The following is a 17,716-nucleotide window of genomic DNA, read 5'->3' as shown; positions in this document are numbered from 1 at the left end:
TTACACCTGCTCTTTTTCTTCAGTTTCCGCAGTTTTCGCGGCGTAGTTTTCTTTTACAAATTGTTTTCCACGGGCCACGGCCAAAGCTTTCGCCGGCACGTTTTTGGTGATCGTGGAACCGGAACCGATGATGGCATCATCACCGACTTCGATAGGTGCAACAAACTGAGTGTCACTGCCCACAAAGACACGGTTTCCGATTTTGGTTTTATATTTCTTCTTATCAGCAGCGTAGTTGCAAGTGATAGTTCCGCAACCCACGTTTACTTCCTCGCCGATTTCAGCATCACCCAGATAAGTCAGGTGGCCGGCTTTGGATTTTTTGCCGAACTTGACCTTTTTCATCTCAACAAAGTTACCGACATGGGCTTCCTCGAAGATTTCAGTCTCTGGACGCAGACGCGCGTAAGGGCCTGCGGAAACCTTGTTATGCAGCTTGGAGCTTTCCAGATAGCTGCCACCACGGATCTGCACACTGTCGCCGATTTCGCTGTCCGAAATAAACGCATTGGATTCAATCACCGTGAATGAACCGATTTTGGTGCGGCCACGGATGAAAACATTCGGATAGATCACGGTGCCGGCACCGATCTCAACACTGTCTTCCACATACACCGTGCGCGGATCAATCATCAGCACACCGTCTTCCATCAGGCGCAAAGCCTTGCGTTTGAACAGCAAGCGGGTTGCACGCGCCAGTTCCAGCTGGTTGTTCACACCCACCGCCACTTTCGGCGTGGATTGAATCGCCTGCACACGGCACTTGTCCTGGATGCACAGGGAAACCAGATCCGTGATATAGAATTCTTTTTTCGAGTTGTTGTTGGAAATCTTTGGCAGGTATTCAGAAAGCACAGACGCCTTCACGATATAGATGCCGGTGTTGATTTCGCGGATTTTCAAAGCTTCAGCCGAAGCATCCTTTGATTCCACGATCGCCGCCAGGTCGCCCTTGTGGCGCACGATACGGCCGAACTCGCCTGGGTTTTTAAGAACCGCAGTCACCACCGCCAGATCACATTTTTCGTCGCGGAAGATGCGCACAAAATCCTTGATGTCAGAAGCTTCAATCAGCGGGTGATCCCCGTTCATGATAACCACAACACCTTCAATGGTTTCCGGTTTCGCGCAACGAACCGCATGGGCCGTGCCCAGCTGTTCATCCTGCACGTAACAGGCAACACCCATCGGTTCGACAACCTGACGAACCAGATTCTGACCATGACCGACAATCACACGCACTTCGGCGGCGCCGGCCTGTTTGGAGGCTTGAATCACTTTTTCAATCATCGGACGGCCCGCTACAGGATGAAGGACTTTCGGAAGGGGGGACTTCATGCGAGTTCCCTTGCCTGCCGCAAGAGCGATAACCGTCAACTTCTCAGATGCATTTGCTGACATTTCGAAACTTCCTTTTAAAAGCTTTTCTTATCTGAAAAAAACAGGCTTAATTGTCTCATGCAAGCAAAAATTTTTCACCAAACTTCTTGGGCCACCACCTCTGAGGGAACTTCCATTGAGCTGTATAAAAAATCACACAGCCTCAGTGACTTTTCTGAACGCCCGATCCTGTTTATCGGCGGTGTGCATGGTGACGAACCCGAGGGGGTCCGTCTGGCAGAAGAATTTTTGCACTGGCTGAAGCAGGAGGAAGCCGCCAACTCGGCCCGCCTGCGTCCGTGGATCCTCATTCCCTGCATCAATCCCGACGGCTACGGTAAGAATCAGCGCACCAACGGCAATGGCGTGGACCTGAATCGTAACTTCCCGTGCCGCGACTGGAGCCCCGAAAGTAAAGCTCCCCGATACTATCCTGGCCCTTCGCCCGGGAGTGAGAGGGAAGTTCAGGCTCTGGTAAAACTCATTGAGGACGAAAAGCCACAGCTTATAGTACACTTTCATTCGTGGGAGCCTTGCGTTGTCTATACGGGAGCTCCGGGCAAACAGGCGGCCGAGATTCTGGCCACCGGCACCGGCTATGAAGCCCGCGAGGACATTGGCTACCCGACACCGGGCAGCCTTGGACAGTATGGATGGATTGAACATCAAATTCCTGTGATTTGCATTGAAGAGCAAGAGCACATTGATTTGAATCTGGTCTGGCCTCATTTCAAACCAGGCTTGGAAATTCTGATCACGGGACGGAATGCATAAATGACAAAGTACAAAAGCATCGCCTTCGATTTGGATGACACTCTGCTAGATACGTCAGGTTTGCTGGTGCCTCGCGCTTCCCAGCGGGCCTGCGAGGCTATGTTGGCAGCCGGCCTGCGCTGCACTTTGGATGAATGCATGAGCGCCCGTGAAGAGCTGGCCAAAGAACTTTCCCACACCGAAATCTTTACTCAGATTGCCAATCGCTTCGGCACCAACCAAAAAGGCAAGGCCATCCACGATGCACTGGAAGAGTTTTATAATCCTCAGGTGCCGGAAACCCTGCCCCTGCTGGAAGGCTCTTTGCTGAATCTGGAAACTTTGCGCGAACGCTATAAATTGTTTTTGGTGACGATGGGCTCACGCCCGTCCCAGGAAAAAAAGATCAAAGCCCTGAACATCGCCGGCTTCTTTGACGGCATTTACATTCTGAACGGCTTTATCGGCGAAAAGAAAGACAGCGCCTTCCGTGAAATTCTGCGCACGCAAGGCCACGACCCAAAACACTTGCTCAGCATCGGCAACCGTCTGTCCAGCGAGATTCGCGACGGCAAACGCGTCGGAGCTGACACCTGCTATTTCGCCTATGGTGAACACACCGGCGAAAAACCAGTGTACCCGGAAGATCATCCTGATTTCACAATCACTCACCACAAGGATCTGATCCCGACATGCGGACTTTGAAAGCCGGTTTCCTGCTTATTGGTCCCTGGGATGCGCGCCTGCAAGAGCTGGGCGCCCACATCGCCACGGACTTAAATCAGGCCTGGCACTGGATTCAGGATTCCACCTATGATGTGGTGGCGTTGTCCATCACTCTGATTCTGGGTAAAAAATTTCCCGAGTTTTATGAAGAGGTCAAACGTGCCCACCCGGCCACACAGTTTATCGCCGTGGTCCCGGCGGATTTTTCCGCAAACCAACTGGCGCTTTTGCATGAGGAATTCACTTTCCTGCGTGTGATGGAAAGCTTTCAGGATCCGGATCTGGAAACCCATTTGTTTTCCGCCCTGGAAGAGGCCAATCAGCGCAAGCAGGATGAAAACCTTGCCTTGTTGATTCGCGAACAGACGGCCCAGCTAAAGCGCCTGCAAATCGAACTGGAAGAACGGGTTCAGAAAAGAACCAAGTTCCTGACCGAAGCCCGCCGCAAACTTTTCCTGACCAATTCGCGCATTGAAGGTTTCAAACGTGCGCTGATGGCCGTGCATGAAGCCAGTTCGGTTGTTGAAATCGAGCAGCTGCTGAATGATTCCCTGGCGGCAACGGTTCAGACTTCGTGGATTCGTCTGTTCTTCCACCCACAGGACGAACTTTTCTCCAAACAGGTGCAAAGCCAGCTAAGCTTCACCCAGTTCCAGGTGCCTTTGTTCCGTCATCATGAAAAAGTCGGCTCGATTTTCTTTTTGCGTGCTCCGGACCATCCATTTTCCAAGGATGAAAGCGACTTTTTGACCCGCGTGGCAGAAGCTGTCGCCCTGGCCCTGGATCGTATTCAAAAACTGAAAGAATCCGAATCCATGAAAGAACAGTGGGAAGCGACATTCAATTCAATGTCCGACCCGGTTGTTCTGATCGATACGAATTACGACATCATTCAGTCCAACAAAGCCCTGAATGAACGACTGGAAAACAAAGAGGAAACCTCGCGCAAGTGCTACAAGGTTTTGTACAACCGCGAAGAGCCCTGCCCGGGTTGCCAGCGGGGTTCAAACTTCCGTGTGCAGTCGCGCAGTGCCGCGCGCACCTTTGAGGTTTATTCTCAAAGCCTGGTGCTGGATTCTGAAAAGCCGCCGGTGTTCGTGAATCTTTATCACGACGTCACCCAGCAGCTGAAAATGGAACGTCAGATTCTGGAATCTGCCAAAATGGCCGAACTGGGTACAATCGGATCCAGCATCGCCCATGAACTGAATAATCCACTGGGCGGGATCCTGTCCTTTACTCAGCTGATTAAAATGGACATGGACCCAAAGCATCCGCTTTATCCGGATGTCGTGGAAATGGAAGCTGGCGTTCAACGCTGCAAAGAAATCGTGCAAAACCTGCTGGGCTTCACCCGTGATCCCAACGCCGACCGCGAAGGGGTGCTCAGCCTGAAAGAAGTCTGCCTGCGCGCCTTAAAAATCGTCGAGCTACAGACCAAATCCCAGGGCATTGAGGTCAAACTGCACTTCCCGGCGGATGATATCGTCATTCGTGGGCATTTGAACATGCTGGCCCAGGCCCTGAAGAACATCCTGCAGATCTCCATTGACCGGGTCACCGACCGCATCCGTCACAACAAGGACTTTAAAGCCCTGATGGACATTGAAATCCTGACGACCGAAAGCGGCCCCGAAATCCTGATTCACGATAATGGAACACCTGAAAAAAGCACGTCCATGCCGTTGGGTTTGGGACTTTCCGTCGCGTCACAAATCCTGCGCGATCACGAGGCTAAACTCGAAATTCTGCCTGACAAAACCACCGGAAACAGTGTTAGGATTTCCTTCAATCCAACACACACGCCCTAGGTCTTAGGACACTTGTTGGAGCAGAGTCTTTCTCTTATCCTATAGACTCGGAAACGAGGACCGCCTTGAAATTTAAAATGAATCGCACCCTGACACTGTTGCTGTTCTCGGCTGGTGTTGTGGCCACCCTTACAGTTTTTATCCTGAAGTTCCTGGCTTTGAAGGAATATCGCGAAACCATCGCGCTGTATGAAAAAACCGAAGCTCTGATTTCACTGGTTCAGGCCGTTGAAAAATCCACACTGGATCTGGAGACCGGTCAGCGTGGTTACGTACTGACCCAAAACGAACAGTTCCTGAAGCCTTACATGGATGCCAACGATGCGATCGAAAAGGAATTTGAAACCCTTGAAAAAAGCGCACCGCAAACCTTAAAAGTACGCCCGGAATACCAGGCCCTGTCCGAACTGGTTCGCAAAAAAATTGAGATCTCTGAAGAAGTGATCAACAAGGTTCGCGTCGGCAAGCTGAGTGCGGCGATCGCTTTGGTTAAATCCGGCGAAGGCAAGGATGTCATGGATCGACTGCGTGAGGCCGTTAACACGGTCATCACCAATGAACGCGCCCGCGTGCTGGCCCTGAAAAAGGAATCCGAAATCACGGCTCAGCGAAACCAGCTGTGGCAGGCGTTGGGAACCGGCATGGCCTTTGTGCTGATCATTGTCGCCTTCTTCATGACTGAATATGAAGGGCGCCAGCGTCGCAAACTGGAAAAACAGCTGGTCCACGCCCGCAACGAAGCCTTGCAGGCGTCCCAGATGAAATCCAGCTTCCTGGCCAACATGTCCCATGAAATCCGCACACCGATGAACGGTATTCTGGGCATGACCGAAGTGCTTCTGGATCAGAACCCGGAATCCGGCATCAAAAAGAAAATCCAGATCATCCGTGAATCCGCCCTGAATCTGCTGTCGCTGATCAACGGTATTCTGGATCTGTCCAAGATTGAGTCCGGCAAGCTGGAACTGGAAGAAAGCTACTTTGAACCGCGCAAACTGATTCAGGAAGTTATCAATACTGTCGACTATTCCGCAAAATCCAAAGGACTTGAACTGCATGCCTCCGTCAGCGAACAAACACCGGCCGCGTTCTCGGGCGATGTTCTGCGTCTGCGCCAGATTCTGATTAATCTGCTGGGGAATGCCATCAAGTTCAGTTCTGAAGGCACCGTCAGCCTGGCTCTGAATTCCTTCCGCAGTGATCAGTCCCGCACCATGCTGCAGATTCAGGTGAAGGATCAGGGCTTGGGTATGGACGAAGCCACTTTGGCAAAAATCTTCTCTCCGTTTGAACAGGCCGACAAATCCACCACCCGCAAATTCGGCGGCACGGGTCTGGGGCTGTCCATCACCAAACAACTGGTTGAGCTGATGAACGGAAAAATCGAAGTGGAAAGCCGTCCTGGCGAAGGTTCCACCTTCTGGGTGACTTTGCCTCTGGAAGCGATCAACGTGATGCCGGAAAACCAGCGTCCAAGCGAATCTCAAAATTATGCATCATCTGAAGCCCCGCTGAAGATTCTGGTGGCCGAAGACAACATGACCAATCAGGAAGTTGTCAAAGTCATGCTAAACCGCCTGGGCCACAAGTTTGATATCGTCAACAACGGGAAAGAGGCTTTGGAAAAAACCATTGCCACCACCTATGACATCATTCTGATGGACTGCCACATGCCGGTGATGGATGGCTATGAGGCTGCGCAAAAGATCACGGAACGTTTCCCACAATGGTGTCAGGGGCCTGCCGTTATTGCCGTCACGGCCAACGCCATTCGCGGCGACAAGGAAGCTTGTCTGGCTGCCGGCATGTGTGACTATCTGTCGAAACCTCTGACCCTGGCTGAACTTGATGAAAAATTGGGTTTATGGTCACGTCGCCTGAAATACGCTGCAACTCAGGTGGTTGATCCCAAAGCCATGGAAAATCTGCGCCAAATCAGCCCGGACATGGCGCCAGAGCTGATGAAACAGATTCTGCAGGCTTGGGGCAAAGATGCTCCGACTTATGTGCTGGCGATGATTGAAGCTGAAAAACGCGGGGATCTGAAAGACCTTGCTGATCGCGCGCACTATCTGAAATCAAGCTGCGTGAACGCCGGCCTGCGTGCCATGGGTCAGCTGTGCAGCGAAATCGAAAAACAGGCTCGCGCGGACACGAAGGAAGAGCTTCGTTACCTGATTTTACAGCTTCGTTCTGAATACAAAATGGCCTGCACCCATCTGTGGCGTTCAGAAATGCTGGCAGTACCACAACAAGGAATTACTTCATGAGTCTGCAACGTATCAGCTGTCCGACCCTGGTGATTGACGACAACAGCACCGACCGCATGATCATGGTGGCGGCGCTGGACACCCTGGGCTTTAAGAATATTCTTGAAGCCGAAGACGGATCCATCGCTTTGGGAAAAATTGAAAATGCTTTCGACACACTTCATCCGGTGCAATTGATCTTTTTGGACTGGCGCATGCCCAAGCGTGACGGGGCTGCGGTTTTGCAGGAGCTGAAACGTTCACGCAAATTCAAATCCGCCAAAGTCATCATGACCACCAACGTGTCCGATGAAAACTCGGTGAAGTCCGCTTTAAAGGACGGCGTGGATGATTACATCATTAAACCCGTCACTTTGGACCTGCTTCGCAAAAAAATCGAAGGCCTGGGCTTCTAAGTTGCTTTGTGCAATATCACAGACAGGGGATCTTTGCGAATCCCTGTCACATCTGCCTGCCTTTTAATCAATCCATTTCAGATAAAACAAGAATACCCAAGTCTTCCCTAGCTGTTAGCAAATTCCGTGAGTTTTGGCAGGGCTTGTTTCGCGAGATAAAGCTCGAATTTTCCTCGCCTCTGGGCTAGCGAAATCTGGCATTTTTTTCCCACCCCCGTCCAGTTTTATGGTCCTGAAAGCCTTGCCAGGCGCGGATTTTTTGACAGTCCCGTCAAAATCCCCTTATCCTGAATTTAGGCGGTTTCTTCCGCCAAGAACCCACCATGGAAGGAAGGTTCATGCGTAGCCAACGTGTCCTGATATTAGATGACGAGTCCTCACTCCGCACAGCCCTCTTCCGCGTGCTGGATCGCAAAGGCCTGAATGTCATCACTGCCAACAAAATCGAAGAAGCCAAAGTTCTTTGCCAGGGTGACAGCCCGGTGGATCTGGCCATTGTCGATTTGAATCTTCCGGACGGCGACGGCATCGAGTTCATGACTTATTTAAAGTCGCTGACTCCGGCAACTGAAGTGATCATCCTGACCGGTCATGCCACTATTGAATCCGCAATCCGCGCGACTCAAAAAGGGGCCTTCCACTTTGTGACCAAACCCTTCAATCTTGAAGAGCTGATGAGTCTGATTGAAAAAGCCCTGACGCACAAAAAACTGCAGCAGGAAAATCAGCAACTGCGCTCTGAACTGAACAAGAAATACAAATTCGACCAGATCATCGGAACCAGCGACCAGATTCAGAATGTTCTGCGCATGATTGAACGCGTAGCTGATTCTGATTCGACAGTTTTGGTAACTGGTGAATCCGGAACCGGTAAAGAACTGATTGCCCGCGCGATTCATTATAATTCCTCGCGCGCGCAGGGGCCGTTTGTACCGATCAACTGTGGTGCGATCCCTTCTGAACTTCTGGAAAGCGAACTGTTCGGTCATATGAAAGGTGCCTTCACCGGCGCAATTGCCAACCGTGTGGGCCGTTTTGAAATGGCCGACGGAGGCACGATCTTCCTGGATGAAATCGGTGACCTGGAACCGTCCCTGCAGGTGAAACTTCTGCGTGCTTTGCAGGAAAGAAGTTTTGAGCCGGTAGGATCCACAAAAACTGTCAGCGTGAATGTTCGTGTGATTGCCGCCACCAACCTGAATCTGGAAGAAGCTGTGGAAAACGGCAAGTTCCGTGAGGATCTGTTCTATCGCCTGAATGTGATTCCAATCACCGTTCCGGCCTTGCGCGAACGCAAGAGCGACATCCCGATGCTGTTAAATCACTTTATGGATATCTTCAATAAAACCAAAGGCCGCGGGCTGACCGGCATCACTTCTGATGCTTTGGACTGTCTGGTGAATTACCCTTGGCCAGGAAATATCCGCGAACTTGAAAATCTGGTCGAGCGCATGACGATCCTTAAAGGCCAGGGTCAGGTGGATATTTCCGATTTGCCTTTGAAATACAAATCCGGCAAGACGGCGTCGACTGAAATTGGCGGTCTGGAAATCCCGGATGTGGGCATGGACTTTAACTCGGCAGTGGATGCTTACGAAAACGCCCTGATTCTGAAGGCTCTGGAAAAAACCGGATGGAATCGCAATCAGGCCGCCGCTTTGCTAAGACTGAACCGCACAACACTGGTGGAAAAGATCAAAAAGAAAGGTCTGACCCCGCCAAACGAAATCACCCCGACTTAAAAACAAAAACCCGCTGTTCAAAGCAGCGGGTTTTTTCGTTCAGGGTTCTTTGTTCAGATTTTCCATGATCAGCGGATACTTGGAAAGATCTCCGGTCAGTGCCTTCTTAAAAGCCGCCTCGATTTTCGGCATGTCAGGATCAAATCTCTTTGCAAAGGTCATGTACAGTGGCACTTCCAAAAACACCAGTTTTCCCATGACGACTTTACCCTTGGCCTCGGGATGGGATTCGATCACACTCAAACCCACCTCCTGAATCGCGACAAAATAATCAATCTTTCCGGCCAGAAGATCCACCACGCTTTGCAAAGGGCTGACCGTGTTGATGTATTTTAGCTTTCGTCGTTCGGCCTCTTTATTCAGGGCGATGTTATTGGTGGAAAATCCGCCTTTGAATTTTTTCAGCTTGGCTTCGTTGAATTTCTGATTATCGGCCAGATAGAAAATCCGCGCACGCGTGCGAATGATTGGAAAAGAAACCGATACAGTTTTGTCCCGACCTTCTGTCCAGGTTTTATCATCATAGGTGACGGCATCCAGCTCTCCGCCCACCAGCATCTGACTGGTCAGCCGCCCCTTGGAGGTATGAACCGTGACCTTGTATCCGGCATCAACCAGAGTGGTATTTACGAAATCCTGATACTGCAAGATGGCCTTCACGCGTTTTACCTGAAACGGCAGACCCATCACTATGGGCTTCAGCTCTGCTGTCTGAGCGGCAGCAGAAATTGAACCCACAAGAAGAATCATCAAGACCAAAAGTTTCATGTTCCTATACTAACAGATTCCGTTGCCAACTTTCAAATTGCGAAAAGTAAAATTAATCCATTCCCCGGACGTCAACCAAGCCCAGTGCCCTTTCCAAGATCCCCCGAAGTGGTGACTTCCTTGCAGAAAGATTGGCATCAGGAGGATTCTCATGAAATTTGCGAGTGTACTCATCTTACTTTTGATTTTTTCAAATGCCGCCTTTGCCCTGAACGAACTTGAACCCAGTGCCAGCTTGAAAGTTTTGCGTACGGAATGTGATCGGGTGGAGGAATCATTTCCTGACTTTGCCTGCATGCGATTTGAATTTTATCAAAGCAGTGCGTCCGAAATTCAACGGGATCTGGATGAATTGACAGACCTCAATGACTGGCGGCTGCGCACAGCCTCGTGGTCTTTGATGGTGCAGACCCTGCTTTCTTCCATGGAAAGCCAGATCCGGCGCTACGACGATCCTGATCACATTCAGATCATGCAGCAAACCAAAACAAAGAATCATTGGGAATTATTACAGCTTAAAGAAGGCTTGAAGAATTTCTGGGTGGACCCGGACACGTATTGGTTTCCGAGTGTCAATGCGGTCAGCTTTATCGCCGTGAACACCACCAATTTTCAGATTCTGGTGATATCTCACGGCGAAAGAAATTAGTTATTTCTTGATCGGGAACAGATGCAGCATCTCGAACAGAGCGTCCATGCCCGCCAAAGCGGTGATGTCAGCGTGATCAAACGGCGGAGAAATCTCCACCACGTCGCCACCCACCAAATTCGGAATCTTCAACGCACGGAAGATGCGCTGAACTTCGTAAGTTGTCAGGCCCCCCGGAACGGGCGTGCCGGTACCCGGTGCGCAGCTTGGATCCAGATTGTCGATGTCATAGCTGATATAAGTCGGCGTTTCATCAAACGTCGGCAGTGTTCTTAAGAAATCATTGATCGGTTGATTGCGGATCTCATCCACGGTGATCACACGAATGCCGTGTTTGTTCACGAAGGTCAGATCATCACCGCCAGCCAGCGGGCCGCGAATACCAATCTGTACCATTTTCTTTGGATCCACCAGGCCTTCTTCCACCGCGTGACGGGCAAAGGCCCCGTGATGGTATTCCTGTCCCCAGGCCGCCGGATAAGTATCCAAGTGCGCATCAAAGTGAATGAACGCCAAAGGCTTGCCGTATTTTTTTCTTAAAGCACGCAGCACCGGCAAAGTCGTGGAATGATCCCCGCCCACGGCCAGGAAGCGTTTGTTGTGACTTAGAACCTCACCGACAAACTTTTCAATTTTTTCGTAGGTCTGTTTTTGATCAATCGGCACTGTGGGGCAGTCACCAATGTCCGCCACCTTCAGGTTTTCAAAGAAGTTTTCCATGCGGGTCATATGGAAGCCACGACCCAGGCTGGAAACATCACGCACCTTCGCCGGAGCAAAGCGGCCGCCCGGACGATAAGACACCCCCCCGTCATACGGGATACCAAAGATTCCGACTTCGTAGTCGGCTTCGATAGAAACATACGGCAATCTGAAGAAAGTTTTAATTGCAGAAAAACGCGGGAACTCGCGCCCGCTTAACGGTTTGTATTCCATAGGTGCTCCTCACTGACAAAAAAACCAGGTTACGGCTCTATTCTACCCCTGTGTCGAGCCCTGGGCAATGACGCCCCTTGACTCTGCCTTGGGCTGTTGACTACATTACCGCGCATGGCGGCCCAACACGATTACAAGACAGATCACAAGCAACTGACCCAGTGGTACAACAAAAACAAACGTTCCCTGCCATGGCGGGAAAACAAAAACCCGTACCGCATCTGGCTTTCTGAAGTCATGTTGCAACAGACCACTGTTGTTGCTGTCATTCCTTACTTCGAAAAGTTCCTGCAAAAGTTCCCGACCGTACAGGATCTGGCAAACGCCCCCGAGGCCGAAGTGATGGAGGCCTGGGCGGGGCTTGGTTACTATTCCCGCGCCCGCAATCTGCACAAGGCAGCCAAAGCTCTGGCGTCTGAAGGTTTCCCGAAAACCGCGGCTGAACTGCTGGAGCTTCCGGGCTTTGGCCCTTACACCTCCCGCGCGGTGGCCAGTATTGCCTTCGGTGAAAAAGTCGGCGTGCTGGACGGGAATGTCATTCGGGTTTTGTCCCGCCGCTATGGCCTGAAGCTGGAATGGTGGAACGGCAAAGGCCGTGATCAGCTGCAAAAAATCTCGGACGAGCTTTCCCTGCTGGGGCAGGCTGATGTCGTCAATCAGGGCCTGATGGAGCTGGGTGCCACCGTGTGCACTCCTCAGAAGGTCATGTGCATGCTGTGCCCGTGGGCGGCGACCTGCGTGTCCCGCGAAAAAAACCTAGTGGAAAAACTGCCGCTAAAAAAGCCGCGCAAAGAATCCGAGGTCTGGGTCTGGAAACCATTGGTGTCCATTAAAAATCAGAAGGTGGCTTTGGTACAGAATGATTATGCCCCCTTCCTGAAAGGCCAGATGATTTTCCCTGGGGAAATCAGCATGGAAAAAAACAAGCCCAAAGCCTATGATGCCAAACACAACATTACCCATCATGATATCTTTATTCAGATCACTGAAAAGAAATCACTGACGGGCAAAAACCTGCAGTGGGTTGATTTGAAAGAACTGAAGAAGGTCAATCCTTCTTCCTTACTCCAGAAAGTACTGCACAAGGTTGAACTATGAAGTGGATGAAACCGGCGATCGTGGCCCTTTGTTTTCTTGCAACGGGTTGTTCACATTTGAGTGTCACCAAAGACGTTCTGACTCCGGATTATCTGCTGGCCAAAGGCTCCAAACAAATCACGTTCCTGGGTGACAACGATCACCCGCGCTTTTCGGAAGACAACGACAAGCTGATTTACACCAGCCGCAGCCGATCATCCCACAAGGGCTCACAAATCTACGAAATGGATCTGGCGAAAAACAAAGAGCGCCGGGTGACGTTTTCTGACGGTGATGCCTTTGATGCGATCTATATCAGCTCCGCAGAAATTCTTTATTCCTCCACCACGGATGAAATCAAGGAAAGCCCGCTGCTGAACAAAACTTTCGACAAAGAATATCCTCCGTCAGACCTGTACATGAGTGACCTTTACGGCACTGAAATTGTGCGTCTGACCCAGCAGCCCGGATATGACGGACAAAGTCTGTTCATGACTCACGCGCTGAAGCCTTCGATTCTGTTCACCTCCCGTCGTGGCGGACTGACCGGGATCTATCGCCTGGATCTGAAGAACCTGCCAGTCAGTCTGATCTCGGCGGAAAAAGACAAAGACAAACGTTTTGCAACCCTTTCCCCTGACAGCAAGCAACTGGTGTGGGTGGAAACGGATCTGAAAGCCAACACGCAAAGTCTGGTGGCCTTTAAGCTGAAAGAAAAAATCCCCGTGGTTTTAAAAAGCCAGGAGGGTGAATACCGCGATCTGCAGTTTGCCCCCAGATCCCCGGCCCGCCTGTTTTACAGCATCCTGCGCAAGGGTGAAAAACAGTGGCAGCTGGAAGTCTATGATCTGGAAAAGCAGTGCACGCAGGTTGTATTCAAAGGCAATGACTCTTTGGCGTCCCCAGTGGTTTCCAATGAATCCCAGGAGCGTCTGGCATTTACTCGTAGTTTTCAGGACAAGAAACAAATTTACATTGTCGCCTTGCCTGCGGATTTAGGCCCTTGCCTGGAAGCCGCCCCTTCAGATACCCTGAAGAAGTGAGAAATCTGCTTGGTTTACTGATCCTTTTACCGATGTCTGCCCTGGCGGCGCCTTATCCGGCGACGAGCTCTTCGGCATTGACCAATCCGGAAAAGGGTCTTTATTTCCTGCACAAGGGTTTTACCCTTAAAACCGAAGGCACATCCTGGGTCCCGGTTGCCACCTCTGAACAAAGCCTGCTGGATACCGTCCGCTTTGCCGCCAAAGACAACGGCAAAGGGGTCTTGAGCATTCGCACTGATAAAGTCGCTAAAACAGCCTCTCTGGAGCTTTACACGCGCAAATGGATGCGGGATTACCCGAACTATGGCTTTGAAGTGATCTCGGCCAAGAATTTCGAATTGAATGGCAGCCCCGCTTTGGTGGTGGACATGCTTTCCCGCTCCAAGAACAAACAGATCCGTCAGGTGATCCTGAAAAACCAGGACCGCGTGGCGATCATGACCTGCCTGGATGACAAAACCAGCTTCAGCAAGTCCCTGCAAAGCTGCAATCAGATCATGAAGTCCTTCTCTTGGAACGAAGAGGAAAAGAAACCGGCAACGGCTCCCGCGGCCCCTGCTCCCACCACTCCGACAACAAAACAATAGCCCCCTTGAAAGCCTTCACTGGCGCGTGTTCCGCGTAAATCCACGCCATTGCGATTTTAAACTGGCTGAACTTTAGACGACGCCTTGGAAAAAGGTGAATCTAAAGGCCCTTGTCTTGTGAATTACCCACTTGTGCTTTAACTCTATTAAAAATTTGCAAGGTGGATTCATGATTTCTAAAAGATGGGGCTCGTTGGTTCTTTCTTCCGTTCTTGGTCTTTCTTCAGTGGCCCATGCTGAAGAGTTCTGGAAGTTCCAAGATCTGTACGCCGAGAACACGCAGCCTGATATCTTCAGTCATAAATATTCCTACAACAACGCCGCCCGCCCGGAAAAACTGGGTGGTGTGATCCACATCCGATTCAAAGACGCCCGCGATGTTCCTGAAATGTTCAGACAGTTCCTTCCAGGTGAAGACTTTGAACGTCCACGTGGTATCAGTGTTTATCTTGCGGTGACCAACGACTACAACTTGCTGAATCCAATTGCCGTGGGCGCTGACACTGATGACAACGGCTATACTCATGGATCAAAACTTTCCATTGGTGGCTTCCTGCCAACGGGTCATTACCTGCAGTTTGATGCGACTTCAGACTTGTACACCCGCGAAATCGAAGGCACTGCCAAACAACTTCCGGACGGTGGCCGTGGTATTGACCAGCACTTCACGAATGAAAATGTTCTGAAGTTCGTTATCGACAATATCGACAACGCCCGCGCTGAAACTTTCTACTGGAAAGCCGAAGCCGGCTGGCAGCAACTGCAGTCTGATTCCCGTGGCAACGTGCTGACAGCAGCAACCCAGCAGGACAAGTTCCACCAGATGGTGAACAACCTGAAACCGGGTCAGACCAAAACTCCAACTTACGTCAGTGATGGCCAAAAAACCCGCGACGGCATGATCATGGGTCTTTACGTAGGTATCGCGAAAGAGTACGTGAACGCGAAAAACACCTGCCGCGTGCGCGCCTTCACAGAGCTGGGCGGACGGGGTTCCACGATCGATGGCGCAAGCTACGTGGCTGCCAACGTGGGTGGGGTTTTGTGGTGTCAGGCCGGCCCAAGAACTCTGACTTACAGAGCAGAGATCGGTCACAATTCCAAAGGTTTCCAGGATGGTTATCAGGGTTCAGGTTACGTGGATCTGTCCACCGGTAAAAAGAACTGGCGCATTGGTTTCCGTCTGGAACAAAGCCACGGGACTTTGCACAACTATCAGACCTACAACGGTCGCAACATGGAAACCGGCAAAATCGATCCGACCTTCACGATCTACTACCGTCACTACTTCCAGTAATTTTCAAACTGCAAACAATACTTAAAAGGGAGTCACTGCGACTCCCTTTTTTATTTTCGTGGGTCCAGTGTCGAAGGACATCGTGAATCCGCGTGTTAAGAAATGATAAAGTTAACTGGCGAGGTCTTGATGAAATCATCGCTGGTTTTCTTAATAGCCCTGCTTTGCGTTTCGAATACCAGATCCGACTTTATCCTTGGTTGCGGGCCTACAACCGGGCCTTGAGCGGTGCGCGCCACTGCGTGTACTCCACCGCCCGCACCACAGAACGAGAAGCTTTGTTCCACTGGATCGGCCCTCTGGTCACGGTCGAATGGGCCCTGTTTGCGAAGAAAGGAACACCCGCTGCCAGCATTCAGAAACTGGAAGACGCCCGGCAATTTGTCATTGGTGGATTGGAAGGAGATGCCTCGTTAAGCGAGCTGAAACGGCAGGGTTTCAAAACCGAGTCGGTAGTCACAAATTGGCTTAACAAAGACAAACTTGTCGGACAAAGAATCCAGCTTTGGATTGATGATCCGGTCTATATTGAATTTGAAAAGCAAAAGGGCACCGAGTTCTTCGATTACGTCAAAGTCGTGAAGGTCGCAAGCGTGGACCTGTACCTTGCCTGCAACATTAAAACTCCGACTGAAGAAATTGAACTTTTAAAAAAATCCATGACCGCTGCTGACGCCCGCTGACCCCGCAAGTTGTCACTGTGTCTGTGGCTTTTTCGCGCGCCACACCCTGAAAGTTCATTCTTTCACATTCTAATCTGGCACATTCCACGCATCCCTTGTTTCAACACCAAAAAACAAAGGAGCTTTTATGCGCAAGTTTATCATTCTAGCGGCCCTGTCCCTGATGTTCTCTGCAACGGCACAGGCCAAACAAAAGGCCGTTATTATCGTCAGCGCCAACAATGAAATCACCATTATCGACAAGGCGACAAAAATTCCCGCCAACGTTCTTTTCACTGATAAAATCTGCTACACGGGAACTCCGGAAGAAGCAGAACAGATCATCCAGAAAACAATCAAGAACAGAATAGGCTTTACACTGGTTGATATCAGAGTCTGGGACAATTTGGGCAAAATTATATTGTTTGCGCAGATCGAAACTGACAGACAGGCGACAGTCGAAATCGTGCTAAAACCTTGCAGCAAATAAACGACTGAAAAGAAAATGCCGGCAACAGTTCTGTCGCCGGCATTTGAATTAATTGCGATTATCGCGAAGCCACTGGGCCATTTCCAGAGCGAAGTACGTGAAGATCACATCAGCCCCGGCGCGACGGATGGAATAAAGGGTTTCCACCATGCCGCGGGTTTCATCCATGATGCCGGCTTTGTGACCGGCCTTGATCAGGCTGTATTCACCACTGACATTGTAAGCCGCCACCGGCAAGTGCGTGTGGGCTTTCACTTTCGCGATCACATCCAGATAGCTCAAGGCAGGTTTTACCATGACCATGTCCGCGCCTTCGGCGACATCCAGGTCAATCTCGCGCAAAGCTTCACGCGTGTTACGGAAATCCATCTGATAGGTTTTTTTATCACCGAACTTAGGCGCAGAATCCAAAGCTTCACGGAACGGACCATAGAAGCAGGAAGCATATTTCACCGAGTAAGAAAGAATGCCGGTGTTCGTGAAACCTTCATTATCCAAAGCTTCGCGAATCGCCCCCACACGGCCATCCATCATGTCGGATGGGGAAATAATATCAGCCCCCGCGCGCGCATGAACCAAAGACATCTTCGCCAAAAGTTCGACCGTTTCGTCATTAAGGATTTTGCCGTTTTCAACAATTCCATCATGACCATCAGAAGAATAGGGATCCAAAGCCACGTCAGTAATCAAAGTCACGTCCGGGAACTTGTCGCGAATCATTTTGAGAGTCGTTGGCATTAAGCCGTTCGGGTTCAAAGATTCTGTTCCGTACTTGTCTTTTTTGGACTCTGGCAGGGCTGGGAAAAGGTCGAAGGATTTGACCCCCAGACCGACGGCTTTTTCGATCAGTTTCAGGGTCAGGTCCGGGCTTAAGCGGAAAATGCCCGGCATAGTGGAAATGGCCTGCTGTTGGTCCTTTCCATCCACCAAAAACAGGGGTAGAACCAGCTGCGACACACGCAGTTCTGTCTCTGCCACCATTTGGCGCAAAGCCTCGGTATTGCGATTTCTTCTCGGTCTTTGAGTGAGTTTCATAAACGGCCTCCACCCTGGGGTCTTATTTTGGGTCATCTGCTTAAATAACAGGCAGACTTTTGCATGAGCCATGACATTTCGATGACACTTTA

The 17,716-nt window shown here is 50.7% G+C and carries 17 protein-coding genes; 13 read left to right on the top strand and 4 right to left on the bottom strand.

Translation table 11 applies throughout. From position 1 onward, the window contains the following. Positions 1–1,401 carry a bifunctional UDP-N-acetylglucosamine diphosphorylase/glucosamine-1-phosphate N-acetyltransferase GlmU gene (glmU, locus tag AC04MQ_RS05420; RefSeq protein WP_475391412.1) on the bottom strand — a complete coding sequence of 467 codons (1,401 nt, stop codon included), beginning with the start codon at positions 1,399–1,401 and terminating at the stop codon, positions 1–3. A gap of 57 nt (positions 1,402–1,458) precedes the next feature. Between glmU and AC04MQ_RS05415 the strand changes: the two genes are divergently transcribed. The 6 genes from AC04MQ_RS05415 (at position 1,459) to AC04MQ_RS05390 (ending at position 9,077) form a co-directional block, all read left to right on the top strand. After that, positions 1,459–2,154 (top strand): M14 family murein peptide amidase A, encoded by a 696-nt coding sequence (locus tag AC04MQ_RS05415; RefSeq protein ID WP_475391410.1) that lies wholly within the window; start codon positions 1,459–1,461, stop codon positions 2,152–2,154. Further along, positions 2,155–2,838, top strand: coding sequence for an HAD family hydrolase (locus AC04MQ_RS05410; protein ID WP_475391408.1), 684 nt, complete (start codon positions 2,155–2,157; stop codon positions 2,836–2,838). Next, positions 2,826–4,670: a sensor histidine kinase gene (locus AC04MQ_RS05405; RefSeq protein WP_015092428.1), complete on the top strand. Its 1,845-nt coding sequence runs from the start codon at positions 2,826–2,828 to the stop codon at positions 4,668–4,670. The genes AC04MQ_RS05410 and AC04MQ_RS05405 overlap by 13 nt, the downstream gene beginning before the upstream one ends. Before the next feature lie 77 nt (positions 4,671–4,747). Beyond that, a complete protein-coding gene (locus AC04MQ_RS05400; protein ID WP_475391406.1) occupies positions 4,748–6,940 on the top strand; it encodes an ATP-binding protein in 2,193 nt (730 codons plus the stop codon). Then, complete coding sequence (locus AC04MQ_RS05395) at positions 6,937–7,335, top strand: response regulator (protein WP_015092430.1); 399 nt, start codon at positions 6,937–6,939, stop codon at positions 7,333–7,335. Before AC04MQ_RS05400 ends, AC04MQ_RS05395 begins: the two co-directional genes overlap by 4 nt. A gap of 338 nt (positions 7,336–7,673) precedes the next feature. Beyond that, a complete protein-coding gene (locus AC04MQ_RS05390) occupies positions 7,674–9,077 on the top strand; it encodes a sigma-54-dependent transcriptional regulator (RefSeq protein WP_041578000.1) in 1,404 nt (467 codons plus the stop codon). 39 nt (positions 9,078–9,116) lie between these two features. On the opposite strand, the gene AC04MQ_RS05385 is transcribed toward AC04MQ_RS05390, so the two are convergent. Further along, positions 9,117–9,845, bottom strand: a complete 729-nt coding sequence (locus AC04MQ_RS05385) for a hypothetical protein (protein WP_475391403.1) — start codon at positions 9,843–9,845, stop codon at positions 9,117–9,119. 151 nt (positions 9,846–9,996) lie between these two features. On the opposite strand from AC04MQ_RS05385, the gene AC04MQ_RS05380 reads away from it, so the two are divergent. Next, on the top strand, positions 9,997–10,494 hold the full coding sequence (locus AC04MQ_RS05380) for a hypothetical protein (protein ID WP_475391401.1): 498 nt from the start codon (positions 9,997–9,999) through the stop codon (positions 10,492–10,494). Here the strand turns inward: AC04MQ_RS05380 and speB are convergent, their stop codons facing one another. Continuing rightward, positions 10,495–11,430: an agmatinase gene (gene speB / locus AC04MQ_RS05375; RefSeq protein WP_475391399.1), complete on the bottom strand. Its 936-nt coding sequence runs from the start codon at positions 11,428–11,430 to the stop codon at positions 10,495–10,497. A 114-nt stretch (positions 11,431–11,544) separates the two neighbouring features. On the opposite strand from speB, the gene AC04MQ_RS05370 reads away from it, so the two are divergent. The 6 genes from AC04MQ_RS05370 to AC04MQ_RS05345 all read left to right on the top strand — a co-directional run bounded on the left by AC04MQ_RS05370 (position 11,545) and on the right by AC04MQ_RS05345 (position 16,589). After that, entirely contained in the window at positions 11,545–12,528 is a 984-nt protein-coding gene (locus tag AC04MQ_RS05370) for an A/G-specific adenine glycosylase (RefSeq protein ID WP_475391398.1), read from the top strand. After that, positions 12,525–13,550, top strand: a complete 1,026-nt coding sequence (locus AC04MQ_RS05365; protein WP_475391397.1) for a TolB family protein — start codon at positions 12,525–12,527, stop codon at positions 13,548–13,550. The genes AC04MQ_RS05370 and AC04MQ_RS05365 overlap by 4 nt, the downstream gene beginning before the upstream one ends. Next, positions 13,547–14,140, top strand: a complete 594-nt coding sequence (locus AC04MQ_RS05360; RefSeq protein WP_475391395.1) for a hypothetical protein — start codon at positions 13,547–13,549, stop codon at positions 14,138–14,140. Before AC04MQ_RS05365 ends, AC04MQ_RS05360 begins: the two co-directional genes overlap by 4 nt. 169 nt (positions 14,141–14,309) lie before the next feature. Then, positions 14,310–15,437 carry a hypothetical protein gene (locus AC04MQ_RS05355; protein ID WP_475391394.1) on the top strand — a complete coding sequence of 376 codons (1,128 nt, stop codon included), beginning with the start codon at positions 14,310–14,312 and terminating at the stop codon, positions 15,435–15,437. A gap of 92 nt (positions 15,438–15,529) precedes the next feature. Continuing rightward, positions 15,530–16,120, top strand: coding sequence for a hypothetical protein (locus tag AC04MQ_RS05350; protein WP_475391392.1), 591 nt, complete (start codon positions 15,530–15,532; stop codon positions 16,118–16,120). A 127-nt stretch (positions 16,121–16,247) separates the two neighbouring features. Continuing rightward, positions 16,248–16,589, top strand: a complete 342-nt coding sequence (locus AC04MQ_RS05345) for a hypothetical protein (protein ID WP_475391390.1) — start codon at positions 16,248–16,250, stop codon at positions 16,587–16,589. Positions 16,590–16,637: 48 nt separating this feature from the next. On the opposite strand, the gene hemB is transcribed toward AC04MQ_RS05345, so the two are convergent. After that, on the bottom strand, positions 16,638–17,624 hold the full coding sequence (gene hemB / locus AC04MQ_RS05340; protein WP_041578003.1) for a porphobilinogen synthase: 987 nt from the start codon (positions 17,622–17,624) through the stop codon (positions 16,638–16,640). Positions 17,625–17,716: the final 92 nt, after the last annotated feature.

This window comes from Bdellovibrio sp. MYbb2, assembly GCF_056175685.1.
The sequence above is the reverse complement of the archived record's forward strand: the minus strand, read 5'-3'. Positions and strand labels throughout refer to the sequence as shown.